Origin of the sequence: Shigella flexneri 2a str. 301, assembly GCF_000006925.2 — a bacterium.
Taxonomy (GTDB): Bacteria; Pseudomonadota; Gammaproteobacteria; order Enterobacterales; family Enterobacteriaceae; genus ECMA0423.
The window spans coordinates 1-26,241 of record NC_004851.1 but is presented as its reverse complement, the minus strand read 5'-3'; the positions used below and the strand labels follow the sequence as shown (position 1 = coordinate 26,241).

The window sequence follows — 26,241 nt, the reverse complement described above, 5'->3', positions numbered from 1 at the left end:
TTGATCCACCGTTTTACTCAGGATTAGCTTCTGCTATAACCCCGGCCTTTCGTTTCTGTCTGAGTCGATAGCTTTCTCCTTTGATTTGAACGACATGTGAGTGGTGTAAGATACGGCCCAGCATCGCTGAGGTCAGTGCTGCATCACCGGCGAACGTTTGATCCCACTGCCCGAACGGTAGATTGGATGTCAGGATCATTGCGCTCTTTTCGTAACGTTTAGCGATGACCTGGAAGAACAGTTTTGCTTCTTCCTGACTGAACGGCAGATAGCCTATTTCATCAATGATGAGCAGGCGGGGGGCCATTACTCCACGCTGAAGCGTCGTTTTATAACGGCCCTGACGTTGTGCCGTAGATAACTGAAGTAACAGATCTGCTGCTGTTGTGAAGCGAACTTTGATACCTACACGGACTGCTTCATAGCCCATCGCTATTGCCAGATGGGTTTTCCCCACACCTGATGGCCCCAGTAATACGATATTTTCATTACGTTCTATGAAGCTGAGTGAGCGTAACGACTGGAGTTGCTTCTGCGGTGCTCCGGTGGCGAATGTGAAGTCATACTCTTCGAACGTTTTCACCGCCGGGAAGGCTGCCATTCGGGTATACATCGCCTGTTTACGTTGATGACGTGCCAGTTTTTCTTCATGAAGCAGATGCTCCAGGAAGTCCATATAACTCCATTCCTGGTCTACTGCCTGTTGTGACAGCGCAGGCGCTGCGCTTATAAGGCTTTCCAGTTGCAACTGCCCGGCGAGCGCCATCAGTCGTTGATGTTGCAGTTCCATCATCACGCCACTCCTCTGCAGAATGAGTCGTAGATGGAGAGTGGATGATGCTGGGGGGGGTTGTCGAAGCTCACCAGATTTTCACCAGGATGCACGTCATACTCTTTTTTCTCCGGAGGCAGTGCCAGCATGGACTGCTGCTCTTCGAGCCAGCGATCACAGGGACGGGCCTGGATTGTTTCATGCTTTCGTTGGTTAGCGACATCGTGCAGCCAGCGCAGACCGTGGCGGTTGGCTGTTTCAACATCGACAGTGCTCCCCATCGGGCGCAGGCGAGTCATTAGTGGGATGTAAAAACTGTTACGGGTGTACTGCACCATCCGTTCCACCTTACCTTTAGTCTGTGCCCTGAAGGGCTGAGGAATCCCCAGAAAACGAGACAAACATAGCATTATGTGATCTACTGATTTGTGCCAACAATTCAATGAGATCACTGCTATGCCTGTTCATAAAGTATGTCAGAATTTCTTCCGGGATGCCTTAGCACCATTTCATCAGTACCGACAAAATGCCCTGATGGATGCCACAATGGCGTTAATCAACGGAGCATCTCTGACGCAGACCAGTATCGGACGTTTTTTGCCGGGTAATGCACAAGTTAAGAATAAGATCAAACGTATTGATCGCCTCATGGGTAATGAGGCGCTCCATCGCGATATTCCAATGATTTTCAGGAATATCACTTCAATGCTGACACGGCAGTTATCTTTATGTGTAATAGCCGTAGACTGGAGTGGCTATCCCTCCCAGGAGCATCATGTTCTTCGTGCCAGCCTTCTGTGTGACGGGCGTTCCATTCCGTTATTGAGTAAGGTTGTTCCTTCTGAAAAACAAAATAATCCATTGATACAACATGATTTCCTTGATTCCCTTGCTCAATCCCTGCCCCCCGATGCCAGGGTTATTATTGTCACGGATGCTGGATTTCAGAGCGCATGGTTTCACCATATTACTTCTCTGGGCTGGGATTTTATTGGTCGGATCAGAAATAACGTTCAGTATTGCCTCGATAACGCGCCTGAAAGATGGTTAAAAGTGTCGGATAGCCCTGAATGTAAAACACCGGAATATATGGGGGCTGGAAGGCTGGTTAAAGAAAGGAAAAAAAGCATCCGGGGGCATTTTTACACCTATAAGAAATCGGCAAAAGGGCGAAAAAAGAAACGTTCGAAAGGTCAGAGTGGTTTAAACAAAACAGACAAAGAACAGAGCAAATCAGCAAAAGAAGCCTGGTTGATCTTCAGCAGTACAAATGACTTCAGAGCGCGAGAAATCATCAAGTTATACAGTCGGCGAATGCAGATAGAGCAAAACTTTCGTGATGAAAAGAACGGGCGCTTCGGATTTGGTCTTCGGGCCAGCAAAAGTCGTTCAACAGGAAGAATTCTGGTTCTGAGTCTGCTGGCAACGTTGAGCACTATCGTAATGTGGTTACTCGGTTATCACGCTGAAAATAAAGGGTTACACCTGAAATATCAGGCTAACAGCATTAAATCCCGGCGGGTTATCTCATATCTGACGTTAGCGAAGAATGTTCTTCGACACTCGCCACTTATTTTAAGACGAACAGTACTGAGCACAGTTCTAAACCATCTGTCCAGAACCTACCGAAATATGGTGCTGGTTTATTAGCAGTAATTTTGTGGGGATCCCTCAGCCTGAAGGGGCGACACAGTCGGGGAGAGAAGCCCATCTCCTTGCCGAACTGCCACAGCGAAGGATGGAACCGGTGCTGACCGGTCTGATATGCGTCACGTTGCAGAACCACAGTTTTCATATTGTCATACAACACTTCGCGCGACACACCACCAAAGAAGCGGAACGCATTACGATGGCAGGTCTCCAGCGTGTCATAACGCATATTGTCAGTGAATTCGATGTACAACATTCGGCTGTATCCGGGAACAGCAACGAACACGTGAAGCGGTGAGCGACCATTACGCATAGTGCCCCAGTCAACCTGCATCTGTCGTCCGGGTTCAGTTTCGAACCGAACGGCAGGCTCCTGCTCCTGAGGAACCGAGAGAGAACGAATGAATGCCCTGAGAATGGTCATTCCGCCACGATATCCCTGGTCTCTGATCTCGCGAGCGATTACCGTTGCCGGGATTTTGTAAGGATGAGCATCGGCGATGCGTTGACGAATATAATCCCGGTATTCATCCAGGAGTGAAGCAACAGCAGGTCGCGGCGTATATTTTGGCGGCTCAGATTTTGCCTGCAAATAACGTTTAACGGTATTGCGGGAGAGCCCCAGTTCTCTGGCAATCGCCCGGCTACTCATTCCCTGCTTGTGCAGGATTTTAATTTCCATAACTGTCTCAAAAGTGACCATAAGCTCTCCTGAATCAGGAGAGCAGATTACCCCCTGGATCTGATTTCAGGCGTTGGGTGTGGATCACTATTGCACCGTTCGTGACAGTGTTGTTGCGCCTTGCTGCCAACGAAGCTCCACTGCCCATCAAGTTCACAGATAAGGGCAACATCAGCGTGAGCGACTGGCGCAGATGTTATCCGCCGGGGCGGGAGCTTTTTAATGTCCGTATGACGGTATTGATGCCGATTTTCAGCGTACGGCCAGTATCGCGAACTCCGGCACCGTTGAAAGCCATTTCAGTGATTTGGTTTTTAACTCCCGGTTTACGGGCCTCGTAACAGTAAGTGAGCTGAAACACCCGGTGACAGTCACGGCAACGGAATCGATCATGTCCTTTTGGGTTCTGCCCGTGACGGTAAACCTGAACGGACTGGCAACGGGGGCAATGAAAGTTAACTGTGACCATGAAAGAACCTAAAAGCGGGTATTATAACCCCTAATTCAACTAATTGGAGGCATTGTCATTTTTAATCTATGGATACACTTAAAAATCCTCTCACCTTACGTTAAAAACCTTCTCATGTTTAGAGTTTTTTATTATGTTTATCATAATGATATGACGATCTGAGTTTTTAAAATCAAGAAGAAAAGATAAGTTTTTTAAATGCACAGTGCCTGTGGATAACTTTGCGTAAATCCGGAGGACAGATCACTCTGAAGCAAGACAACAGCATCTGAAAACAATATGCTCACGTTTCAACCACAGGGCGTAAGTGATCCTACCCACGTAATATGGACACAGGCCTAAGCGAGGTTCTGGTTTTCAAATTGTTCCGGACTGAGGCCGCCACACCAACTGTGCCGTCGCCAGCGATTGTAATCACATTCGATATAATTAAACACTGTTGCCCTCATTATTTCCCGGCTGATAAAGTGTTCTCCGTGGAGACATTCCACTTTCAGCGAATGAAAGAAGCTTTCCACGCAGGCATTATCGTAGCAGCAGCCCTTTGCGCTCATACTGCCACGCAGATTATGCCACTTCAGCAGCGCCTGATAATCTGCTGAACAGTACTGACTTCCTCGGTCCGAGTGAACGATAACGTTCCGGGGTCTCTTACGCCGCCACAGCGCCATCTGCAGGGCATCGCAGGCCAGTTGCGCCGTCAGGCGTGGTGACATGGACCAGCCAATAACGGCACGTGACCACAGGTCAATGACCACAGCCAGATACAGCCAGCCTTCATCTGTACGTAAGTACGTGATGTCTCCCGCCCACTTCTGGTTCGGACCACTGGCGTAAAAATCCTGCTCCAGCAGATTTTCTGACACAGGCAGGCCATGTGCGCGGTAACTGACCGTATTGCTGGGTAAGATCAATTTGCTCACTGGTATTTACTACGTGCATCGAATGAGTGATCAAGAGCCGTATGACGCGAGAGTGTCACGTACGGTTCCGTAAGCAGCCGGAGAGTGAAACTCTCTCCGGCTGACTCGACTCGCAGGTTCCGACAGCGGTGACGAACATGCAGCGGTGTTGTTCTCGCTGATCGGCACATGCCGTCTGAACAATGTGGAGCCAGAAAAATGGCTGCGTTACGTTATTGAACATATCCAGGACTGACCGGCAAACCGGGTACGCGATCTGTTGCCTTGGAAAGTTGATCTGACTTCTCAGTAAATATCAATATGATTCTGACGAGCCGCTTACCTTTGAGCAGAGAAAGGGGAGAGGGATCCCACATCCATGAGCTAGGAAAATACAAAAACTGGCTATACAACAATTCAATATATTAGGACTTACTTGCGAGGAGAAATATAGCACCGCTCAGGCAATTCCTGGGTATTTACTTTTCTTAGTTTCTTTACTCGGGATGTTCTGTCATCAGAAAGGCGATTCTAAATTTGTAATATAGTCACTCATATTCCCACGTAATTTCTTTAGATCAATATATTGCACATTTTTCTCAAAAAACTGATCGGAAATAAGATTTGCAACATTGCTTGTTGTATCATTTTTAACGCTTCTATTCATCCCTTCACAAAGTTCGTCCATTTTCTTTTTGAAATAACTGCTTCCTGATACAAGATGATTTATGGAACTTTGTGCAGCATTGATGTCTAGAGAAATGCGATAATCTTTCTCAACCTGTTTAAATATCTGTTTACGGAGATTATCGCCGATTTTTCGGCTGTGTTCTGCACAAAACTTATCAATACATTGGTTTACCACCCGGGATACGTAGACTTTTTTTTCATCATTTTTCCAATCTGTAATATTTTCACCGATTTGTTCTGAAACAGAGCTCAAAATACTAGTATTTATTTTGGTTGATGATATTTTTACTATCCTTTTCCCCATTGTACAGCGGATAATCTCATCCACCTTTCCTGAAAAATATCTTTTGTGAGATAAACTGATTCCAAAATTATTAAAAGATGTTCCAAGCATTATAATCACCTTGTCATGTAAAATAGTAACATTGTCATTATTTTAGCTGATTCAAACAATTCTGTAAATGCTTTGAGTTCTTTACTCCCTTGGCTCAATGATGGACCGTCTGGAATCCCAGAGACTAAACTCTCTGAGAAAGAGAGTATGAAAAAACTTGGGGCAGTCCCTAAATGAAGGGACCAACAGCGGTAAAATAACCGGCATCATTCATAATGATGCCCTGTTAGTTGTAGTTATGAAGATTTACGTCATTAAAATTGCTGTTCGTAGTGTCAGTCCTATGGTCTGGCATCAGCTGAGGATCGTAGCCGATACATCACTGGCTTCACGACATTCGTGTTGAGGCTATTCATGAAAACTCCACGCTGAAAACGCCGTTTTGTATAAACGGTCACGGTATGCCCGGAGCCACTGTTGCTGATAAATTCGATAAAACCTTGGCGTTTCTTGAAGCTATCGTTAATGCGGATAATGAAACAACGATTGGTGAGATTCGCTCTTTTGCCGACGCCCTGGACGCTGTCCGGTTCAATCGCAACAAAATCAACCGGCAGCTGAGCAAACCCAACCTTGCCTCTCTGGCGCTGGAGCATGAAGTGATTTGGCTGGGACGTAGCCGCTGACAGCTTCTATAAAAGTATGATCCTACCCACGTAATATGAACACAGGCTTAAGTGAGGTTCTGGTTTTCAAATTGTTCAGGACTGAGACCTCCACACCAACTGTGCCGTCGTCAGCGATTGTAATCGCACTTGATATAATTAAACACTGTATATTTCATTTGTGGAGTCTCCAGTCTGAGAGGGCTTTATGCATTCCGTATTGGGCACTATGATGCCAGAAATCTGCAAGGCTCCACACCTTCCTGTATTTCCCTTCCTCTATCACAGTGCACTTTACTTAATAGGGTGGGATGTGTTCATTACATTTATTGTGTTTTTTATGATTGTTTTTGCGTCCAGTGTCGTTCGTCATGGGAAACTGGTTCTATGGGTAGTATCGCTCAGTCTAGTTAACTGTTTGTTTCTTTTTAGAAATTAAGCAGATCACACAATTCGGGGAGAGATCCTTCTAAGTGCAATTCTTTGCAGCTATTTAGCACACTTAAAACAACTCTTGTATTTTGTCAGAAATAATATTAAACATGTCTTGTTCATTATTGTTAAGTCTGTCTGCTATTTCTGTAAGTTTTATCCCACTATGATGGCATATATTTATATATGCCATCATAGCCTCGATATTCCCTTTCCCTGCGGCCAGAAATAATCCTGGTAACCCCTCATTATCTCTTACATCCAATAGTTTAATCGTTTCTTTTGGTGATAAATCAAAAGTTTTAATAAAATCTCCATAAGCTTGAATCGCAGCGGAATGACCTTCTTGAAGAGCTATGAACAAAGCAGATTCCCCAGCATTATTTCGTGCTGCAAGAACTTCTAGTTTTTCCTCTTTGGGTATTTCGGCTGCCAACAGCGATTCACCGTATTTACGCGCTGCATCGGCATTTCCATGCCAAATCAATGAAAACAAATTATGGCGGTTATACTCCTTATTATTCTTTGTCGGAATGGATATGTTCTGTATTTTGGCCAATTTTCTGAAAGAAACACCACTATATCCCCCCCCTGATTTTTCTTCATTGATGGCGTGGGATATAGCGGTATTTGTCACGTTAATGATATTATTTTTCATTCCTTTATTTTCATTAGCAGTATTGCTGCCTATTATTAAGTGCATATTTTTGTTGTTTGCTGGATGTAATCCATAGTTATTTATTGACATTTTTGTTCATCCTTTTTGCTAAAAAAAAACAATAACCTATTTTTGTAATGTAATAGATATTAGTCTATTGCTAATCTAAAAAAACCATTGCCACATTGAATGGCTATATTCACCAATAAATTCTTTCGATTTCGTATATTGACATATCGTAGATATATCTTATCCCTAAGATTCAATAATCGAGTCCGTTTACCATTCTGTGCAAGCGCCTTCACTCAGAAGTGACCGTCAAGGCGATCACCAAACTTGATAATAAAGCAGCTCATTGCCATACGCCAGTCCTTAAGGGGCGTTGTCCATTTCTGTGATGCTGCCTAGATTTAACTGCCAGCTCCGGCTTATCTACATCTAAATATGTGAGCCTAATACCGCTACACTTTGTCCAGACTATGTTTTTCTCCGGGAAGTGGGCTAACCGTCTCCATAAAGTGACGAACTTTTTTCAACAGTGGCCATATTGAACGGCACTGATGATTACGGGTTATTGTCTCATGAAGAGCCGGCCACATCACTGACAGCAGTGACTTCAGGCCTTCAGCACCAGACAGCCTGAACCAGTTAATCCATCGCCCGACAAATTTAGTAATCTAGGGCTGGTTTTTCTTCAGCTGTTGCGGTTCGAAAGTGCCATTACGATCACGCAGAGTACGGATTTCCAGAGGTTCATCTCCAGTAGTGATAATCTTCGTTAAGCAACCATTGCGGGAATTGCTGCCAGATCTAAGCTGATTTTTCTCGCACCCAAGATGATGAGTCATATTAGCATTGAGTACGGTTTCATTTTCAGCATCCAATCAAACTGACTGAGATCTTCAGGATTTTTGAGACTTTTGGCTAGTTCATTAGCTAAAGCCCGCAACTTATTAGATGTCAACTGTTTTTCATTCATAAATTCACCTTCATTTGATATCAAATTAAATAGTTCAACATCAGAGAATTATACAAACTTATGTACAGGCTCCTATGATCTTCGAATCCTGAAGATTATAGTGAAAATAAGTTTTCACGTTGAAATCCCACATAGTTAGTATATGATAAATAATCATGGATGACCTGATTAACCTCTTGGGGTAGTGCTTTTATAGAAGAATAAATATTCTACTAATTTAATACATCACCTAAAATAGTATTGTTTTTTATGGTTGGTTGAAGGTCGTGGTGATGATGTTAGTCCTTTTGAGAATATTCCAGTGCCAGATCTTACTTATAATAAAGGGGCTTGGCAGTTTGGATAAACTATTGTTCTTATTCCACTAATACAAACTTTTTGTAAAGTATATTAAATATACTTCATTTCATACTGAAATCCCCGGAAGTATTCAATCAAACAATTACACCATAAAAGGAAGAGGGGGCCCTAATTAAGTTGTCAAGCATGTTTATGATACCTGCAGGGTATAAATTTTCTGGCTGCAAGCAGACACATATAAAACGTCTTTATTGATCCTACCCACATAATATGGACACAGTCGTAAGTGAGGCTCTGGTTTTCAAATTGTTCCGGACTGAGACCACCACACCAACGGTGCCGTCGCCAGCGATTGTAATCGCACTCGATATAACTAAACACTGTTGCCCGCACTATTTCCCGATGGATAATAGTGTTCTCCGTGGAGACATTCCATTTTCAGCGAATGAATTTTCATCTGTTGCTGTATCCAGTCATACAGTGACTGCATCAGTGGCGCGGCTCTGGCTTTTCTTGCCGCCAGACGCTGTTCTGCTGAACATCCCCGGACTTCTGCCTCGATGGCATACAGTTCACCGATACGCTGCAGGGCTTCCGTGGTGATGTCGGTTGGCACTCTTGCATGCACATCGTGGATTTTTCTCCGGACATGAGCCATACATGCGGCTTCCGTTATTCTGCCGGATTCGTACAACGCCCGGTAACCACCGTAAGCATCGGCCTGAAGCACTCCGCTGTAACCGGCCAGATGATTCTGTGGATGGATACCTTTCCGGTCCGGTGAGTACGCGAACCAGACCGCCGGAGGCATTTCCGAACCGGCGTTACGGTCATCACGAACGTAGACCCACAGCCGGGCAGTCCTTGTTTTACCGCTGCCCGGCTCCTGGACCGGAACGGGGATATCATCGGCATGGACTTTACCGGGCATCAGCACATACTGGCGCAGGATGTCATACAGCGGTTCCAGCAGTTCAGCAACAGCACCTGTCCAGCGCCCCAGTGTGGCACGGCTCAGCTCCACGCCCTGACGACGGTATATTTCTGACTGGCGGTATAACGGCAGATAGTCTGCATATTTTCCAGCAACAACATGGGCCAGAAGCCCCGCTCCGGCATAACTGCGTGCAATGGGTTTTGAAGGCACCGGTGCCTGCACGATATGGTCACACCGGCAACAGGCCAGTTTCGGACGTTGTGTTTCGATAACCTTAAAGGCGCTGCTGATAAGCTCCAGCTGCTCTGACACATCACATCCCAGAGAACTGAGTTCGCCACCACAGGCCGGGCAGCATTCCTCTTCCGGACGGATGACCCGGGTTTCACGGGGAAGTGAGGCAGGTAACGGTTTACGGGCTGAAGACTGGCGCAGGGGAGATGGCAGTACCGGGTCATATTGCTCACCCAGCGTTTCCGCCATTTCTTCCTGAAGTGCGCTGATTCGCTCCTGTGCTTCCAGTATCTGCCGTTCGGTTTTTGCGCGAAGTTTTTCTGAGCTTTTACCGAACTGCATGCGCTGCAGTTTCGCAACCAGCGCCTTCAGCCGGTTGATTTCGGAAGCATAAGCCGCCACCCGCTGTGAGAGCAGGCGGTTGTATTTCGCCATCTGGCGGATGGTGTCCTGTTGCGTCTGCAACAGTGCCCGCAGGCGGGCATTCTCATGAGCAAGTGAGGTGTCCATATCCTCACTTTACAACGGGTTATATGCGGATGCCAGCGCGTTCCGTTCGTTTCGGGTGTTTCCAGTCGATGCCCTCAAGAAGCATGGATAACTGGGCCGGAGTAAGGTGCACCTTGCCGTCACGGGTGACCGGCCAGACGAAGCGGCCCCGCTCCAGGCGTCTGGTAAAGAGGCACAGTCCGTCACTGTCAGCCCACAACACTTTTATCTGGTCACCCCGGCGTCCGCGGAAGATGAACAGATGCCCGGAGAACGGGTCATCCTTCAGGACGTTCTGAACTTTTGAGACCAGGCCGTTAAAGCCATTTCGCATATCGGTGATACCTGCAACCAGCCAGATACGCGAACCTGCAGGGAAAGATATCATCAGTGGCTGCTCCCTTTTATTTCGCGGATAAGTATCTGTAATAACGCCGGCGTCAGTTTACCTTTAAGCCTGAGAGTTCCGGCCGGCAGAACCAGCTCACAGCACAGACTGTCGGACGGTGTATTTATCTGCTCTGGTTCCTGTGCCGGAGCCGGGATTTTATTATCCGGCTCCGGCGTTAACGTCACGGGAAGCAGTGCAGGCATATTTTTTCCGGAAGGCAGCAGGCCACCTTTCCGGTATTGATGGCGCCAGTTGAAGAGCAGGTTATCGTTGATTCCGTTTTCACGGGCGATCTGCGCCACACAGGCTCCGGGCTGCAGTGACTGCTCCACTAAAGCGATTTTAAATTCATAAGGAAAATTAGGCCGCCGGTGTAATGCCGATCAGTTAAGGATCAGTTGACCGATCCAGTGGCTGTGTAAGAATCCGGAAACGCTCACTCAGTTGCCGGATTCTTTTATGCACATTGGACAGGCTCTTGATCTGGGATCCCGTTACGATTCTCTGCGTAACCCACTGACTTCTCTGGGGGATTACCTCGACCCCGAACTCATCTCTCGTTGCCTTGCCGAATCAGGTACTGTAACGCTACGCAAGCGCCGTCTTCCCCTCGAAATGATGGTCTGGTGTATTGTTGGCATGGCGCTTGAGCGTAAAGAACCTCTTCACCAGATTGTGAATCGCCTGGACATCATGCTGCCGGGCAATCGCCCCTTCGTTGCCCCCAGTGCCGTTATTCAGGCCCGCCAGCGCCTGGGAAGTGAGGCTGTCCGCCGCGTGTTCACGAAAACAGCGCAGCTCTGGCATAACGCCACGCCGCATCCGCACTGGTGCGGCCTGACCCTGCTGGCCATCGATGGTGTGTTCTGGCGCACACCGGATACACCAGAGAACGATGCAGCCTTCCCCCGCCAGACACATGCCGGGAACCCGGCGCTCTACCCGCAGGTCAAAATGGTCTGCCAGATGGAACTGACCAGCCATCTGCTGACGGCTGCAGCCTTCGGCACGATGAAGAACAGCGAAAATGAGCTTGCTGAGCAACTTATAGGACAAACCGGCGATAACACTCTGACGTTAATGGATAAAGGTTATTACTCACTGGGACTGTTAAATGGCTGGAGCCTGGCGGGAGAACACCGCCACTGGATGATACCTCTCAGAAAGGGAGCGCAATATGAAGAGCTCAGAAAACTGGGTAAAGGCGATCATCTGGTGAAGCTGAAAACCAGCCCGCAGGCACGAAAAAAGTGGCCGGGACTGGGAAATGAAGTGACAGCCCGCCTGCTGACCGTGACGCGCAAAGGAAAAGTCTGCCATCTGCTGACGTCGATGACGGACGCCATGCGCTTCCCCGGAGGAGAAATGGCGGATCTGTACAGTCATCGCTGGGAAATCGAACTGGGATACAGGGAGATAAAACAGACGATGCAACTGAGCAGGCTGACGCTGAGAAGTAAAAAGCCGGAGCTTGTGAAGCAAGAGCTGTGGGGTGTCTTACTGGCTTATAATCTGGTGAGATATCAGATGATTAAAATGGCGGAACATCTGAAAGGTTACTGCCCGAATCAACTGAGTTTCTCAGAATCATGCGGAATGGTGATGAGAATGCTGATGACATTGCAGGGCGCTTCACCGGGACGTATACCGGAGCTGATGCGCGATCTTGCAAGTATGGGACAACTTGTGAAATTACCGACGAGAAGGGGAAGGGCCTTCCCGAGAGTGGTAAAGGAGAGGCCCTGGAAATACCCCACAGCCCCGAAAAAGAGCCAGTCAGTTGCTTAACTGACTGGCATTAAGGCCGCCGGGGACGTTTTTTTACCACCGGGAGTTTGGGCATAACGGTGCTTTCAGTAAGTACGACAGGTACTGTGGAGGCACTTCCGTAAAGAAGGGCATCAAGTTCCTGCTCCGACATACCTGCGGGCAGAGGCCATGAAAGGCCAGCGTTGCGGAAGCGCACGAACATACCACAGACAGTTGATTTTGGTACGCCCAGGCGACGTCCGGCTACAACCCGTGGTAAATGTTCTTCGAAATGAAGGCGTAAAGCTTCAGTGATCCAGGTCCGGTATTCCATACGATAGTGTCCACTTCAAAATGATGGACATTATTTTTGTGGAGCCGGAGGAAACAGACCAGACGGTTTAAATGAGCCGGTTACGAAGAAGCTGAGGTTCTGCGCTTTGATAATTTTGACGATGCCGTTGAGTGTTGCGCAGACCTGAATATTCCGTTCTTTGTGGATGCCGGAAACAAAAAACTGGTCTTCTGGTTTGTACGTGTTGATGACGAAGGGTATCCGGAAATTGCCCGCTGCATGGAGCGGGAATTTGCGACAATTCCTGCCGGTATCAACGCCGACGGCATGTATTGCCCTGAATGCGGTACGGTTCACTGGCCGGATGGCGTTATTCCGCCTTTCTGATGCTTCCCCGTTTTGCCGATATTTTTCAGCAGGGAAACCGATGGCTTAACTGGCTGGAGAAGCAGCCGGTGCAGATGAGCCGCCTGGAACATTATGCCGGTCAGGATGAAATTGGCCTGCGTTACAACAGCCACCGGACAAAACGAGAAGAAAACCTTGTGATGAGTGGCGACGAGTTTATGGAAAGGTTCTCTTGGCATGTGGCGGATAAGGGGTTCCGGATGGTGATACGGGGTCCTGAGTCCGGTGAAGCGGCGATTACTGGAAGATGTGGTGTACGCCATAACGGAGACAGTGAGAAAAACGGCGAGGCAAATCACAAGGAGAGGGATGTATCAGCAGTGACTGAAGGTTGACCCGCTGAAGTGCGAGCTGCGCGGAGGTCAGATGCGGTTTACGGGGCTGAAGAGGGGTTACCGTCTGGCAGAGCAGGTTATGATGCATGAGCCGCTGGCTCGAATACGGTGGTGCGGCTGAGAGTCGCAGAGGGGAAGTTGCGTCCATGTTGAGGGGAACGGAGCAAAAAACCATCAGAGATACATTGAATCAATCAATGTAAGCAATATTAAGTGTCTATACCGATTACTTGATGATCAGGTTGTGTTGAATAAACGCGCATTCTTCGGTGCTTTTTTAATCTTTTGGGGATTTAAATTCCTATCGATGAACTGTCGATATGAAAAAGCGAGCATCATACTGACGTCAAACAAAGGGGTCGCAGACTGGGGAGAAATGTTCGGAGATCACGTGCTGGCAACAGCGATCCTAGATCGGCTGCTACACGCTGAATATCAAAGGAGAGAGTTACCGGTTAAAAGAGAAACGTAAAGCTGGAGTGCTGACCAAAAACACAACGCCAATCAGTGATGATGAAATGGTGGAAAACGGACAGCATCAGTAACGAAAGTATCTTAGCAGGCATGAAAATCGTCCGCATCCCCTAAACGGTCAAAATGCTTCTGCCGTGAAGGAGGGAGAATGCCATCTCATCACTTATATCTGGCGAATGAAACACAGATGGTCGGCCTTGCCCCCAAACACACGGCGGTGCAAAATGGAATGGCAGAAAACTTCGTCAAAACGATGAAATATGATTAAATCAGTGTTATGTTCGAACCTGACGTGTTAACAGCAGTAAAGTAGTCTCGCGAAGGTGTTCAAACATTATAATGAATGGCATCCTCATAGTGCGCAGGGTTATCGCTTGCTGCGGAAATATCTGAAGCGACGTACCAGTAATGGGGAAAATGATAGCTGGTTTCTGAAAATATAGAGGAAAATGTGATATATATATCCTGTTAATATTTAAGGAGAATATAAAATGAAAGTCTCGTTTAAGTCTTTAGGCTATATTTTTCATGATATATATAATAAAAAACACACTATCGATGAGTTCAACGATGTGGTAAAAAAAGCAGTTTTATCAGGTAAAATTAACGAGCTGAATGCATGTCATAAAGTGGCAATTTTTCTTGCCGAAAAAGACAATGAGATAACAAAGAAAGACAAAGCCAAGATAATAGATACATTAACTGAAAACTATTCCATTGAATTTCAACAATTAATGAATATTAGTGAGCGCACGTTAAATTCATCTTTATATATTACTCCTGGTGAAAGTGGTTTTGTCAGTTTTGTTAATCGTGAAGGAAAAATATGTCATACTGCATATGTAAAATCATCAGATAATAGCATGACATATTACCATGCAAATGGTAGCAGCATTGACAAATATATTACGGATATGTGCGGCCTTATTTGTATGAGGCATATTGAGTCTACTGGCATTATTTTTTATATGCTTGATGAAAAAGTTTTATCTGCCATTGCTGAATTTATGAATGAAAAAGGATGGCGGGCTGCGTTTTGTTCAGCAAAGAACTTATATAAATGTGTTTAATTTTAGAAAAACTATTTGGTAAAATCCAACAAGAGTCGAGAGGTTCGCGTTGCTTCAGCAGGGCCTCAGCCTGTTCAACCAGACTCAGTTGCAGGTCGTGACGCAGATTTAGTGGTGGTGGTTGATTGTCAGATACCAGCCGATGATCTTGTAGTGCATATCATCAGACTTTGAGAAGCATATGGTTTTGCGGGTAAGCCGCTTAAGATGTGTCCGCAGGTTCAGATTATGTCGCTCTATCCGCTGAGTGCATTTCTTGCTTATAACATGACTGGTTGAGGACAATAAAGTTCGGTATACCGGCTCAGGCATCGGTCATGTAGAAGGCAATGCTAAACTGGCTCAGCAAACTAAGAGCAGCGCGCATCCACTTACCCAATGCGGTTGAGAAAATAGCCTTCGATCGCTTTCATGTGGCGAAACAACCGGGTGAGGTGGTGGATAAAACCCGCCAGAATGAACATCCGCATCTTCCTGTTGAAAGTCGTCGTCAGGCAAAGGGAACTCGCTTCCTGTGGCAGCACAGCGATAAATGGATGACCGAATCCAGGCAGGAAAAGCTGATATGGCTGCGTGCGCAGATGAAGCTGACGAGCCTGTGCTGGGCGCTGAAAGAACTGGCAAAGGATATCTGGAGCAGACCATGGAGCGAGGAAAGACGCAACGACTGGCAGAGATGGCTGCGGCCAACAGTGACGTCCCCATGATGAAGAATGTGGCTAAAACGATAGGGAAAAGGTTGTACGGTATCCTGAACGCCATGCGCCATGGCGTATCAAACGGAAATGCGGAAGCACTGAACAGCAAGATCAGGCTGCTGAGAATAAAAGCCAAGGGCTACCGCAACCGGGAGCGCTTTAAGCTGGGAGTGATGTTCCACTATGGGAAACTGAATATGGCGTTCTAAGCCTTCCCACCATGTTCGGAGAGGACCCTTACGCTTACATACATTACATATAATGTATCGTTTTATAAAAGATGATAAACAATCAATATAAGATAATATATCTATTTTATAGAGGACGTTTTCTATGCCCATAAAAAAGCCCTGTCTAAAACTAAATTTAGATTCTTTGAATGTTGTGAGGTCTGAAATACCGCAGATGCTTTCTGCGAATGAAAGATTGAAAAATAACTTCAATATATTGTACAACCAAATACGGCAATACCCAGCGTACTATTTCAAAGTAGCATCGAACGTGCCAACTTACTCTGATATATGTCAATCTTTTTCTGTCATGTACCAAGGATTCCAGATTGTGAACCATAGTGGAGATGTGTTTATTCATGCATGTCGTGAAAATCCTCAGAGTAAGGGGGATTTTGTTGGGGACAAGTTTCATATTAGTATAGCTAGGGAGCAAGTTCCTCTGGCATTCCAAATTTTGTCTGGTTTATTATTTTCAGAGGACAGTCCTATAGATAAATGGAAGATAACTGATATGAATCGAGTTTCTCAGCAATCTCGTGTGGGGATAGGAGCTCAGTTTACGCTATATGTAAAATCAGATCAGGAATGCTCGCAATATAGTGCTTTATTACTTCATAAAATACGACAATTTATAATGTGTCTCGAGTCTAATCTATTAAGAAGCAAAATCGCTCCCGGGGAGTATCCGGCGTCAGATGTTAGACCTGAAGACTGGAAATATGTCAGCTATCGTAATGAACTACGAAGCGATCGAGATGGAAGTGAAAGGCAAGAGCAAATGTTACGAGAGGAACCATTTTATCGTTTGATGATAGAGTAGAGAAGATGCCAGCTACACCACCTTGTAGCTTGAAAACTGGTTAGAATAACTACGATTAGATTTGGCACTGCGTATGCAGCCTGATTCCTGCCCGTGACAGAGCATTCGGCTCATAAACTGCTGAGCTACTCATCTGAAATCCGAACAGTTGTCCACCATTTCAGCGTGCATCTCCTGTTTGAGTCGTTTGATTGCTTTTCGGGATATTAACCTGTCGGATTTTGCATTAGTTAATGCTCCCATCAGGCCTTCATCTTTTCCAGTGCCTATTTTCCTGTTCTCCTTTTGCACAATATAATCAGATCATCTGTATCGTTGACGAGCTCGCTATCTTATAGGAGCATTCTGAATAAGCTACCTCCTTGTAAGGAGGCTTTTACTATTAGTAACTGCAATCTAATAGTATTATAACATCTCTATGGTTGTCTTCTATGCCGTTAAATAAAACATTTTCATCTAGTATATTTTCAACAAAAAATTCGTTATCAACAGATATGTCTGTTAACAGAGATAATAGAACAATAACAAGTTCTATTATGAGGGTCTCAAACTCCAGTGAACTAATTCAGTTTAAGAATAAAACAGCACCTTATTTTTCAGAAAAGAGAAATGTGGAGGTAAATATAAATGGAGTGGCAAAAGATATATATGGAAGACAAATAGTTTGCCGTCACCTAGCTTCCTATTGGGAAATGAATTTTATGGAAACAAATGGGAAGGTAAACTATCAGCTTCTTAGCACCCCTGATGCTATTGCAAAAAATGTATGTTTGGAAAAAACGGAAGATTTTTCAAAATCACCAGCTTATATTTATTTTGTGGAAAATAAAAAGTGGGGAACAGTTATTACTAATTTTTTTTATAACATGAAAAAAAATGGAGACTTTGTCAGAACATTATCAGCATGCACATTAAACCACCAAATGGCGTTAGGGTTGAAAATAAAGCGCGTACAAGAAAGTGAAAAATGGGTTGTTCAGTTTTTCGATCCTAATCGAACTGTTACTCATAAACGTACTGTATTTACTTGTGATAGCCATTTCGAACTGAGTCAATTATCCGCTAAGGATTTTTTTGATGATTTTTATTGGAAAATTTATGGTCTGGAGCAACCCGGGCAGGTAATATTTGAAGATAGGCATAATTCCCCTCTAACAAACACAGTGAAACTTTTACCAGATGAATTGATCAATTCCAGAGTTATATATCATGCGATAACAAAGAATCTGACAGAAGTATTATTTATACTGATGGAAAAATACAAAAATGGTGAAATTTCTCAATCTAAACTGGTGAACCTTCTGGCCACGAGAAGCTCTGATGGTACTCCTGCATTTTATATAGCACTTCAAAACGGATATTCAGACATTATTCAAGTATATGGTAAGATATTAAATATGTGCAATCTTAGTCAAGAAACAATACTTACATTGCTTGCTGCGGTAGGGGCAAACAATGTGCCGGGTTTATGCATGTCTTTTATGAACGGACATGTAGACACAATAAAAGCCTATGGGGAAATAGTCTTTAAAACCCCGTTAACTTCCGATAAGAGATTATATCTATTAGCTGCGAAAGACAGCCATGATTTACCTGGGTTATTTTTTGCATTGCAGAATGGACATGCAGATAGTATTCGTATGTTCGGAAGTCTGCTTAATAAGAAAATGCTTAGTAGTGAACAAATTAAAGAATTATTGAAAGTAAAGCATGGGTTGTTTATGGCACTTCAAAATGGGCACACAAAGGCCATTATGGCGTATGGAGATATACTAAAAATACTCCCCCCTCACCAGGAATATATAGATGAATTATTATGGATAAAAAATCCCAACGGTACATCAGGACTTTTTATGGCATTTTATAATGGCCATACCGAAACAATACGTGCCTTTTGTAATATTCTAAAAAACTATAGTTTTACCACAAGACGATTGGTCGAAATGCTGTCCGCAACTAATAAAGATGGTATTCCTGGTGTATTTGTATCTGTAGTAAATAGAGACAAAGAAACAATATTAGAGTATTGTAGAATAATAAAAGAGAACAATCTGGAACCGGATACTATAGCAGAACAATTTTCAAAGAAGATGAAAAAAACGTTTATTGAAATAATAAATAGATTTAATCATTTTTTATGAGACTGTAATTTAAATTGTGTAATTACCTGTTTTTGATATGTTCACTCCAACAAGGTGTAGTGACCGGGTAACTGCCAACTTTCAGGCAACCACCTCAATTGGCAACCTGAGGTAGCCTGAGTTTAACGGACACTCCTTCCTGAAATAGAATGGCATCAGAAGGAGCTAATAATGAGCAGAAAAACCCAACGTTACTCTAAATAGTTCAAAGCCGAAGCTGTCAGAACGGTTCTTGAAAATCAACTTTCGATCAGTGAAGGCGCTTCCCGATTATCTCTTCCTGAAGGCACTTTAGGACAATGGGTTACCGCCGCCAGAAAAGGGCTCGGTACTCCTGGTTCCCGCACGGTGGCTGAACTGGAATCTGAAATTCTGCAACTGCGTAAGGCGTTAAATGAAGCTCGCCTTGAGCGAGATATATTAAAAAAAACAACAGCGTATTTTGCACAGGAGTCGCTGAAAAATACGCGTTAATCGAACAATGGCGACAACAATTTCCCATTGAAGCGATGTGTCAGGTATTTGGTGTATCCAGGAGCGGTTATTACAACTGGGTACAGCATGAACCCTCAGACAGAAAACAAAGTGATGAGCGGCTAAAACTGGAGATTAAGGTGGCACATATCCGCACTCGCGAAACATATGGAACCCGGCGGCTCCAGACGGAGCTGGCAGAGAATGGCATCATCGTTGGTCGTGACCGACTGGCACGTCTTCGTAAGGAGCTGAGGCTACGCTGTAAGCAGAAACGCAAGTTCAGAGCAACTACGAACCCGAACCACAATCTGCCAGTTGCGCCAAATCTGCTGAACCAGACGTTCGCTCCTACAGCACCAAATCAGGTCTGGGTGGCGGACCTGACGTATGTTGCCACACAGGAGGGATGGTTGTACCTCGCTGGCATCAAAGATGTTTATACGTGCGAAATTGTCGGCTACGCCATGGGAGAGCGCATGACAAAAGAGCTGACAGGTAAAGCCCTGTTTATGGCGCTCAGGAGCCAGCGCCCACCTGCCGGGCTAATCCACCACTCTGATCGAGGTTCACAGTACTGCGCATACGATTACCGGGTCATACAGGAGCAGTCTGGTCTGAAAACATCAATGTCGCGTAAAGGTAACTGTTACGACAACGCTCCGATGGAAAGCTTCTGGGGAACGCTGAAAAATGAGAGTCTGAGCCACTATCGTTTTAATAACCGGGATGAAGCCATCTCAGTAATACGGGAATACATTGAGATTTTCTACAATCGTCAGCGTCGTCACTCTCGTCTGGGGAATATCTCCCCGGCAGCCTTCAGGGAAAAATATCATCAGATGGCTGCTTAAAAAAAGAACAAATGGTAGTGTCCGCTATTGCCAGTACACCTCACCTGGTGTATATCCGCACTCGCGAAACATATGGAACCCGGCGGCTCCAGACGGAGCTGGCAGATAACGGAATTATCGTCGGTCGTGACAGACTGGCAGGTCTTCGTAAGGAGCTGAGGCTGCACTGTAAGCAGAAACGCAAGTTCAGGGCGACCACAAACTCTGACCACAATCTGCCGGTTACGCCGAATCTGCTGAATCAGAACTTTACGCCCACAGCACCTAATCAGGTCTGGGTCGCAGATTCAGTTGTCCAGGCCTTCCGAAATCAACCGACTGAAGGCGCTGGTCGCGAAACTGCAGCGTATGCAGTTCGGTAAAAGCTCAGAAAAACTTCGCGCAAAAACCGAACGGTGGATACAGGAAGCACAGGAGCGAATCAGCGCACTTCAGGAGGAAATGGCGGAAACACTGGGTGAGCAATATGACCCGGTACTGCCATCTTCCCTGCGCCAGTCTTCAGCCCGTAAACCGTTACCAGCCTCACTTCCCCGTGCCCCCCGGGTCATCCGGCCGGAAGAGGAATGCTGTCCGGCCTGTGGTGGTGAACTCAGTCCACTGGGATGTGATGTGTCAGAGCAGCTGGAGCTTATCAGCAGCGCCTTTAAGGTTATCGAAAAACAACGCCCTAAACTGGCCTGTCGCCGGTGCGACCATATCGTGCAGGCACCGGTGCCTTCAAAACCCATTGCACGCAGTTATGCCGGAGCGGGGCTTCTGGCCCATGTTGTTACCGGAAAGTATGCAGACCATCTGCCATTATACCGCCAAAGTGATCTACTATTCCACACAGCTATTTAGCTCTCTTTTTGTTGAGCTCCCATGATTCTTTCATTTATTGTTACTAATTATTTTATGTTATCATGATGTTAGAACACGCTCTGCTCTGTGTCTCTATTTTATCTATCATATTCTGAGGATTAACTACATAACAAGGCGCAAGATATATATACAAAAACAAATAATACCGTTGCAATAATTCCTTTCAGTAAAGGAGGTGTGATTAATTTCAGGGGATTTCAGAGTAAAAATTGTACAACATATTAAAATATGTTCATTTCGTTATAATACACACAAGGAAATATTAAGTTAGATAATATATTCTAAATAACCATAGATAAAAACGCACATAATGGGGAATATTTTATGAAAATACCTGAAGCAGTAAATCATATTAATGTTCAGAATAATATTGATCTTGTTGATGGAAAAACGAATCCGAATAAAGCAACAAAAGCATTACAAAAAATATATTACGCGTAACAAACTCATCTTCTTCTGGCATAAGTGAAAAACATTTAGATCACTGTGCTAATACTGTGAAAAACTTTTTAAGGAAGTCTATAGCAGCGCAAAGTTATAGCAAAATGTTTTCTCAAGGGACCAGTTTCAAATCACTAAATCTTTCTCTTGAAGCGCCATCTGGAGCACGGTCATCATTTCGGTCACTTGAGCATCTCGATAAGGTGTCCAGGCACTATATCTCTGAGATAATACAAAAAGTTCATCCTCTTTCTTCAGACGAACGTCACTTACTTTCTATTATTATTAATTCTAATTTTAACTTCAGACATCAAAGTAACTCTAATCTGTCAAATATTATTCTTAATATTAAATCCTTTGATAAAATTCAGTCTGAAAATATACAAACACATAAGAATACATACTCTGAGGATATTAAAGAAATCTCTAACCACGATTTTGTTTTTTTTGGGGTCGAAATTTCCAATCATCAAGAAAAACTCCCACTAAATAAAACACATCATACTGTAGATTTTGGCGCCAATGCGTATATCATTGATCATGACTCTCCATATGGATATATGACATTAACCGATCACTTTGATAATGCTATTCCACCTGTTTTTTACCATGAGCACCAATCATTTTTCTTAGATAACTTTAAAGAGGTTGTGGATGAAGTTAGCAGGTATGTGCATGGTAATCAGGGGAAAACTGATGTTCCAATATTTAACACTAAAGATATGAGGCTTGGAATTGGGTTGCATCTTATTGATTTTATAAGAAAGAGTAAAGATCAAGGATTCAGAGAGTTTTGTTATAACAAAAATATTGATCCTGTTAGTCTGGATAGAATTATAAACTTTGTGTTTCAGCTTGAGTATCATATACCAAGAATGCTAAGTACAGATAACTTCAAAAAAATAAAACTCAGAGACATATCTTTGGAGGATGCGATTAAAGCATCTAATTATGAAGAGATTAACAATAAAGTGACTGATAAAAAAATGGCTCATCAGGCCCTTGCTTATTCTTTAGGCAATAAAAAAGCTGATATAGCACTTTATTTACTATCTAAATTTAATTTTACAAAACAAGATGTCGCAGAGATGGAGAAAATGAAAAACAATAGATATTGTAATCTGTATGATGTTGAATACTTACTTAGTAAAGATGGTGCCAACTATAAAGTGCTAGAATATTTTATCAATAATGGATTGGTTGATGTAAACAAAAAATTTCAAAAAGCAAATAGTGGGGACACTATGCTTGACAATGCAATGAAAAGCAAAGATTCAAAAATGATTGATTTTTTTATTAAAAAATGGAGCGGTATCAGGCAAACGATTTGAGAGGTGACCTAAAATATATTTAGGTTGTGCCCTGAATCTGAAGTTGTCATTTCTGTTATATTGATCGACATAGGGGATGGTGCAGACCGTTCCCCTGCAACACCACATTGCATGTGGTGAACGGAACCGCCCCGAGTTTCCTAGAGAATGTTTTATCTGTGAACTCAGGTTGCCAGATCATCGTTTCCGATGGCAGCATAATAAGCTTTTTCTGCTTCTGCCGGAGGGATATGTCCCAGCCTTTCCAGTAATCCCTTAAATTCAGGGGTAAAACGTGGTGTGCCCATAGACTCCTCCTATGCTCATATAGGGTAGATTTGTCTATGGGCCCTCCATAGCCTGATACAGGCTGTCCAGCTTTATGGGGTCAGTTCATTGGTAGGAGTATTTAATTCTTCAAACTCTTTTTTGGCTTCGCTAAGGCTTTTGGTAAATTCAGGTGTATTATGAAGTACTGCAACAACCGATGCTCCCATTAAACGCCCAGCCTCTACATCGCTTTGCCAATGCGCACCGCAGATGACCCGACTTTCTCCAAACTCATATCCACGTCGAAGTATTTCCGCTTTACGTTGAGGATTAATCTCCGCAAGTATCAGTGCTACTGCCCAACCAAAGGATGCATGACCAGAGGGATAAGAGCCAGTGATAGCCATTTTCTCATCTTTATCAGGTGTACAGGTTGCGTCTTTATAAATAACGAATGGACGAACTCTTTTATAATATTCTTTGGCGTTACGCACGGCGTAATCATGGCTATCCTGTAGTACTTGTGTTAACAACTGATATAAGATTGGGGTATTTTCCCTTGAAATATCCATGCCATAAGCATCTGAAAATGCAAGACCAAAATTCTCGTAGTATGCATCTTCGCTAGCGAGACGTACACGATTAGCATCCCGGAGCGAGCGGCCGAATTCATAATGAGCTTTGTCAGCCTGAAATACTACTGAATTCTCTGCCGGAGGCGGCGGAAGTATTGACAAACTGTCTGGTGAAGTTTGTTGAGTGAGAAAACCTTCTGCCTTCAGAGCATTTGCTGAGGGGATAAAAATCATATTTGTAGCAATACAAAAAAGAAGAAAGTTTTTGGTTTTCATAATTTATTTCCTTAGCATAATTAATTGATGATTTTGGTCAGCTGTAAAAAACGAGCTGTATTACAAAAAACACAAGTCATGCGGAAAAATTTGAACAGAGTGATGGAAAAACAAAAAATAGTCTTATATTAAAGTAATAACATTATTTTTCATATTCACGGAAAATAATGTGGTAAAAGAATGATGTTTTTTATCTATTTTTTCGTATCGTTTTGTCTCTGTATTATGATGATTTGTGATTTTCCCTCATAGGGAAGCACTTTTCTACTAAAGATAAAATAACTTCATCTTAAATGCAAACAATTAACTATAGGTTAAAAATTTTATACTAATCCAGTTCTTTATTAATAATAAAAGTCTTTTTCTGAGAGCTTCTTTTTACTGTATGCTCCGGATCAGCAGGAATTGAAGTTGAACGATAATGTGAGTAGGGAAAAAGCTCTTGACCATAGTGAACTCCATATCCATGATAGCCGGATATTTTTAGACCATCACTCAATGACTCATCGTTTTCAAGGTGTTTTTTTATCTGCTCTAGCAAAGATTCTTTTTCCTTAAAAAAAGGCAGAGAGTTAAGGATACAAGAAAGACTTTCAGCAGGGGCATTGTTAAAATTTTTAGGAGCCACTTTATCAGCGGAGCCGCATGAAGTAAAACGGATATCTTTCACATTTAGAATACCACAGTCTTTCATTCTTGAAATGATTGTTTGTACATCAATAAGTTCCGAACCAAGGCCTAATTGATGAGAACCAGGACTACCGTGCCCAAGAATATAAACCTTATTATACTCTTTAAAATCAGTATCGTTTACTGTTTTTATTTTCGCTTTTTTTACAGAAAAATAAGCAGCAGCATTCAATGCGTCATCATCATTATTTATTACTATTGGTTCACTCTGTGGTAGCCATGATTCAGCCATTTTTAGAAAATCATTTTTACTTTTTTCATTTTTAAAAACATAATCATATAACATCTTGTTCTTAAATACTCTTGGTATTTGTTGTCCCATAATAGATAGAACATCATTGCTATCACAAAAACCTTTCTCTCCTAAAAAAACCAATGCTGCTTTTGGGTGAGTACATGATGAATTTTTTACCCTTTTTATTATATGTGCAAATGCAATATCTGATATGCTTTCATTCTTTTTATTGACTATTCTACAGTATGGTCTAACACCATCTAAATTCATACCTACATGACTCCATATATTGTTTTATAAACATCATAGTAAAGGGTGTTATATTTTCATATAGTATGCAAGCTTCTTTGTATACTATGATTTAAAAAAACGGAACAAAAATGCAATTATATTCTGGCATTGTTTAATGCGGTTTGTCTTTTTTATTCATTATTTCAATGAAAGAATTTCAACTACAAAGTTAATTGATCCTACCTACATAATATAGACACAGTACCTAAAGTACCGTGGAGATCATCCGGGGAAGCCCCGGGTCTGATACCAGTGCAGGTAGACCGCTATCTTGTTCCGGTAATGTTCTGCCGTTCTTTACGGCATCACCTCTAGCAGAAACATCGCGTAACTGCGCCAAGTATGATGAACTTCTCTTACCGCTGCGATCTGGTTCAACAATATGCAGATGGTACACAACCTCTTTAACCAGCCCATCCGGATTATTCAGAGCCGCTTCCGCAATCCGGAATAAAAGTGCTGTTTTACCGTGAACCCTCTGAAAATCAGCGAGCAGTGTTTTAACCAGCCGACGTTCAGAGCGTACTGACAGACGGTGGACAATTTGAATAAACAGTTCAATCAGACCGTAGATGCTCTCCCGTTGGCGACATGCTGGGAGCGGTGGAACACCGCTTCGGCAACGAGCTTCCGGCGTCTCCAGTGAAGTGACTGACGGATAATGGTTCATGCTACCGAGCTAATGAAACACGCCAGTTCACCCGGATGTTGGGACTTTGTTGAACCGAAGAACACGGCGGTGCGGAGTCCGGAGAGTAACAGAATAGCAAAGAGCTTCGTGAAAACAATAAAGTGTGACTACATCAGTATCATGCCCAAACCTGACGGGTTAACGGCAGCAAAGAACCTTGCAGAGGCATTCGAGCATTATAACGAATGGCATCCGCATAGTGCGCTGGATTATCGCTCGCCACGGGAATATCTGCGGCAGCGGGCCAATGATAACAGGTGTCTGGAAATATAGGGGCAAAGCCACCCACGAACGATCCAGCATATAATCAAGAAATTAGATTTCATTTAACATAAGATAGATTATGTACACCAAGAGGCGTTTCCTTAATTTCTGAATTTACAGGCTCTTTTGCTCTCTTTGCTATGCTGTGGATTTGGAAAGATAGAGTGCTGGCTGATTATTTAGGTATTTTCATCAGCAT

At 43.8% G+C, this 26,241-nt stretch carries 29 protein-coding genes and 16 other annotated features (1 of these 45 only partly in view); of the genes, 14 read left to right on the top strand and 15 right to left on the bottom strand.

All coding sequences use genetic code 11. The features are described from left to right. Positions 1 to 1,146: a mobile genetic element (partial), on the bottom strand; it reaches 54 nt to the left of the window's first position. Then, a complete protein-coding gene (locus CP0029; protein NP_858162.1) occupies positions 14 to 796 on the bottom strand; it encodes a transposase/IS protein in 783 nt (260 codons plus the stop codon). Its footprint overlaps the feature before it by 783 nt. Continuing rightward, positions 793 to 1,224: an IS100 ORF1 gene (locus CP0027; RefSeq protein ID NP_858160.2), complete on the bottom strand. Its 432-nt coding sequence runs from the start codon at positions 1,222 to 1,224 to the stop codon at positions 793 to 795. The genes CP0029 and CP0027 overlap by 4 nt, the downstream gene beginning before the upstream one ends. Beyond that, positions 1,147 to 2,448: a mobile genetic element, on the bottom strand. It overlaps the preceding gene by 78 nt. Here CP0027 and CP0028 point away from each other — a divergent pair. Beyond that, positions 1,199 to 2,422: an ISSfl3 ORF gene (locus CP0028; RefSeq protein ID NP_858161.2), complete on the top strand. Its 1,224-nt coding sequence runs from the start codon at positions 1,199 to 1,201 to the stop codon at positions 2,420 to 2,422. (Overlaps the previous feature by 1,224 nt.) The two genes, CP0027 and CP0028, sit on opposite strands and share 26 nt — an antisense overlap. On the opposite strand, the gene CP0026 is transcribed toward CP0028, so the two are convergent. The 9 genes from CP0026 to CP0018 all read right to left on the bottom strand — a co-directional run bounded on the left by CP0026 (position 2,343) and on the right by CP0018 (position 10,916). After that, positions 2,343 to 3,125 carry an IS100 ORF1 gene (locus CP0026; protein NP_858159.1) on the bottom strand — a complete coding sequence of 261 codons (783 nt, stop codon included), beginning with the start codon at positions 3,123 to 3,125 and terminating at the stop codon, positions 2,343 to 2,345. The genes CP0028 and CP0026 overlap by 80 nt on opposite strands. Next, positions 2,448 to 3,207, bottom strand: a mobile genetic element (partial). Its footprint overlaps the gene before it by 678 nt. Positions 3,208 to 3,227: 20 nt before the next feature. Beyond that, positions 3,228 to 3,583 (bottom strand) — a mobile genetic element (partial). A 298-nt stretch (positions 3,584 to 3,881) separates the two neighbouring features. Next, positions 3,882 to 4,468 (bottom strand) — a mobile genetic element (partial). Further along, positions 3,912 to 4,496, bottom strand: a complete 585-nt coding sequence (locus CP0025; RefSeq protein NP_858158.1) for an IS3 ORF2 — start codon at positions 4,494 to 4,496, stop codon at positions 3,912 to 3,914. It overlaps the preceding feature by 557 nt. A 496-nt stretch (positions 4,497 to 4,992) precedes the next feature. Next, positions 4,993 to 5,559: a hypothetical protein gene (gene ipgB2 / locus CP0024; RefSeq protein ID NP_858157.2), complete on the bottom strand. Its 567-nt coding sequence runs from the start codon at positions 5,557 to 5,559 to the stop codon at positions 4,993 to 4,995. Between the two features lie 281 nt (positions 5,560 to 5,840). Further along, positions 5,841 to 6,155: a hypothetical protein gene (locus CP0023; protein NP_858156.1), complete on the bottom strand. Its 315-nt coding sequence runs from the start codon at positions 6,153 to 6,155 to the stop codon at positions 5,841 to 5,843. Between the two features lie 511 nt (positions 6,156 to 6,666). Next, entirely contained in the window at positions 6,667 to 7,344 is a 678-nt protein-coding gene (ospD1, locus tag CP0022) for a protein OspD1 (RefSeq protein NP_858155.1), read from the bottom strand. Between the two features lie 363 nt (positions 7,345 to 7,707). After that, positions 7,708 to 7,850, bottom strand: a mobile genetic element (partial). 81 nt (positions 7,851 to 7,931) lie between these two features. Next, positions 7,932 to 8,138, bottom strand: coding sequence for a transposase (locus tag CP0021; RefSeq protein ID NP_858154.1), 207 nt, complete (start codon positions 8,136 to 8,138; stop codon positions 7,932 to 7,934). Between the two features lie 647 nt (positions 8,139 to 8,785). Next, positions 8,786 to 8,983, bottom strand: a mobile genetic element (partial). Further along, the gene (locus CP0020; protein NP_858153.1) at positions 8,907 to 10,214 is read right to left on the bottom strand and encodes an ISSfl4 ORF3; all 1,308 of its coding nucleotides are present in this window, start codon (positions 10,212 to 10,214) and stop codon (positions 8,907 to 8,909) included. Its footprint overlaps the feature before it by 77 nt. Positions 10,215 to 10,233: 19 nt before the next feature. Further along, positions 10,234 to 10,581: an ISSfl4 ORF2 gene (locus tag CP0019; protein ID NP_858152.1), complete on the bottom strand. Its 348-nt coding sequence runs from the start codon at positions 10,579 to 10,581 to the stop codon at positions 10,234 to 10,236. Continuing rightward, positions 10,581 to 10,916 carry a hypothetical protein gene (locus tag CP0018; RefSeq protein ID NP_858151.1) on the bottom strand — a complete coding sequence of 112 codons (336 nt, stop codon included), beginning with the start codon at positions 10,914 to 10,916 and terminating at the stop codon, positions 10,581 to 10,583. The genes CP0019 and CP0018 overlap by 1 nt, the downstream gene beginning before the upstream one ends. A gap of 41 nt (positions 10,917 to 10,957) precedes the next feature. Continuing rightward, positions 10,958 to 12,385 (top strand) — a mobile genetic element. Between CP0018 and CP0017 the strand changes: the two genes are divergently transcribed. The 4 genes from CP0017 (at position 11,029) to CP0014 (ending at position 14,915) form a co-directional block, all read left to right on the top strand. Beyond that, positions 11,029 to 12,372, top strand: coding sequence for an IS4 orf (locus CP0017; RefSeq protein ID NP_858150.1), 1,344 nt, complete (start codon positions 11,029 to 11,031; stop codon positions 12,370 to 12,372). Its footprint overlaps the feature before it by 1,344 nt. 366 nt (positions 12,386 to 12,751) lie before the next feature. After that, positions 12,752 to 13,084, top strand: a mobile genetic element (partial). Continuing rightward, positions 12,830 to 13,015, top strand: coding sequence for an IS91 ORF2 (locus CP0016; protein NP_858149.2), 186 nt, complete (start codon positions 12,830 to 12,832; stop codon positions 13,013 to 13,015). Its footprint overlaps the feature before it by 186 nt. Next, a complete protein-coding gene (locus tag CP0015) occupies positions 13,015 to 13,371 on the top strand; it encodes an IS91 orf (protein ID NP_858148.1) in 357 nt (118 codons plus the stop codon). The genes CP0016 and CP0015 overlap by 1 nt, the downstream gene beginning before the upstream one ends. Then, positions 13,081 to 13,544 (top strand) — a mobile genetic element (partial). It overlaps the preceding gene by 291 nt. Positions 13,545 to 13,679: 135 nt before the next feature. Continuing rightward, positions 13,680 to 13,797, top strand: a mobile genetic element (partial). Next, positions 13,796 to 13,943, top strand: a mobile genetic element (partial). (Overlaps the previous feature by 2 nt.) A 393-nt stretch (positions 13,944 to 14,336) precedes the next feature. Then, positions 14,337 to 14,915 (top strand): hypothetical protein, encoded by a 579-nt coding sequence (locus tag CP0014; protein ID NP_858147.1) that lies wholly within the window; start codon positions 14,337 to 14,339, stop codon positions 14,913 to 14,915. A 108-nt stretch (positions 14,916 to 15,023) separates the two neighbouring features. Here CP0014 and CP0013 read toward each other — a convergent pair whose 3' ends face one another. Then, entirely contained in the window at positions 15,024 to 15,227 is a 204-nt protein-coding gene (locus CP0013) for an IS1 ORF (RefSeq protein NP_858146.1), read from the bottom strand. Between the two features lie 17 nt (positions 15,228 to 15,244). On the opposite strand from CP0013, the gene CP0012 reads away from it, so the two are divergent. The 8 genes from CP0012 (at position 15,245) to ospC4 (ending at position 22,771) form a co-directional block, all read left to right on the top strand. Beyond that, positions 15,245 to 15,622 (top strand): hypothetical protein, encoded by a 378-nt coding sequence (locus tag CP0012; protein NP_858145.2) that lies wholly within the window; start codon positions 15,245 to 15,247, stop codon positions 15,620 to 15,622. Further along, on the top strand, positions 15,448 to 15,822 hold the full coding sequence (locus CP0011) for a hypothetical protein (RefSeq protein NP_858144.1): 375 nt from the start codon (positions 15,448 to 15,450) through the stop codon (positions 15,820 to 15,822). The genes CP0012 and CP0011 overlap by 175 nt, the downstream gene beginning before the upstream one ends. Positions 15,823 to 15,946: 124 nt before the next feature. Further along, on the top strand, positions 15,947 to 16,666 hold the full coding sequence (ospF, locus tag CP0010; RefSeq protein ID NP_858143.1) for an OspF: 720 nt from the start codon (positions 15,947 to 15,949) through the stop codon (positions 16,664 to 16,666). A 431-nt stretch (positions 16,667 to 17,097) separates the two neighbouring features. Then, positions 17,098 to 18,807, top strand: coding sequence for a hypothetical protein (ospD2, locus tag CP0009; RefSeq protein NP_858142.2), 1,710 nt, complete (start codon positions 17,098 to 17,100; stop codon positions 18,805 to 18,807). A 107-nt stretch (positions 18,808 to 18,914) separates the two neighbouring features. Then, positions 18,915 to 20,178, bottom strand: a mobile genetic element. Next, positions 19,317 to 20,135, top strand: coding sequence for an IS600 ORF2 (locus CP0008; RefSeq protein ID NP_858141.1), 819 nt, complete (start codon positions 19,317 to 19,319; stop codon positions 20,133 to 20,135). (Overlaps the previous feature by 819 nt.) Then, on the top strand, positions 20,147 to 20,497 hold the full coding sequence (locus CP0007; RefSeq protein NP_858140.1) for an IS600 ORF2: 351 nt from the start codon (positions 20,147 to 20,149) through the stop codon (positions 20,495 to 20,497). Then, positions 20,187 to 20,415: a mobile genetic element (partial), on the bottom strand. (Overlaps the previous gene by 229 nt.) Positions 20,498 to 20,576: 79 nt before the next feature. Next, positions 20,577 to 20,978 (top strand): hypothetical protein, encoded by a 402-nt coding sequence (locus tag CP0006; protein ID NP_858139.2) that lies wholly within the window; start codon positions 20,577 to 20,579, stop codon positions 20,976 to 20,978. 518 nt (positions 20,979 to 21,496) lie between these two features. Continuing rightward, entirely contained in the window at positions 21,497 to 22,771 is a 1,275-nt protein-coding gene (ospC4, locus tag CP0005) for an OspC4 (RefSeq protein NP_858138.1), read from the top strand. 123 nt (positions 22,772 to 22,894) lie between these two features. After that, positions 22,895 to 23,024 (bottom strand) — a mobile genetic element (partial). Positions 23,025 to 23,130: 106 nt separating this feature from the next. On the opposite strand, the gene phoN2/apy is transcribed toward ospC4, so the two are convergent. The 3 genes from phoN2/apy to CP0002 form a co-directional block, all read right to left on the bottom strand. Then, positions 23,131 to 23,871, bottom strand: a complete 741-nt coding sequence (phoN2/apy, locus tag CP0004) for a PhoN2 (Apy), periplasmic phosphatase, apyrase, ATP diphosphohydrolase (RefSeq protein NP_858137.1) — start codon at positions 23,869 to 23,871, stop codon at positions 23,131 to 23,133. 328 nt (positions 23,872 to 24,199) lie between these two features. Beyond that, on the bottom strand, positions 24,200 to 25,066 hold the full coding sequence (gene ospB, locus CP0003; RefSeq protein NP_858136.1) for an OspB protein: 867 nt from the start codon (positions 25,064 to 25,066) through the stop codon (positions 24,200 to 24,202). 226 nt (positions 25,067 to 25,292) lie between these two features. Beyond that, positions 25,293 to 25,757, bottom strand: a complete 465-nt coding sequence (locus CP0002; RefSeq protein ID NP_858135.1) for a resolvase — start codon at positions 25,755 to 25,757, stop codon at positions 25,293 to 25,295. Beyond that, positions 25,678 to 26,058: a mobile genetic element (partial), on the bottom strand. It overlaps the preceding gene by 80 nt. Between CP0002 and CP0001 the strand changes: the two genes are divergently transcribed. After that, entirely contained in the window at positions 25,749 to 26,051 is a 303-nt protein-coding gene (locus tag CP0001; RefSeq protein ID NP_858134.1) for an IS2 ORF2, read from the top strand. (Overlaps the previous feature by 303 nt.) The two genes, CP0002 and CP0001, sit on opposite strands and share 9 nt — an antisense overlap. Positions 26,059 to 26,241: the final 183 nt, after the last annotated feature.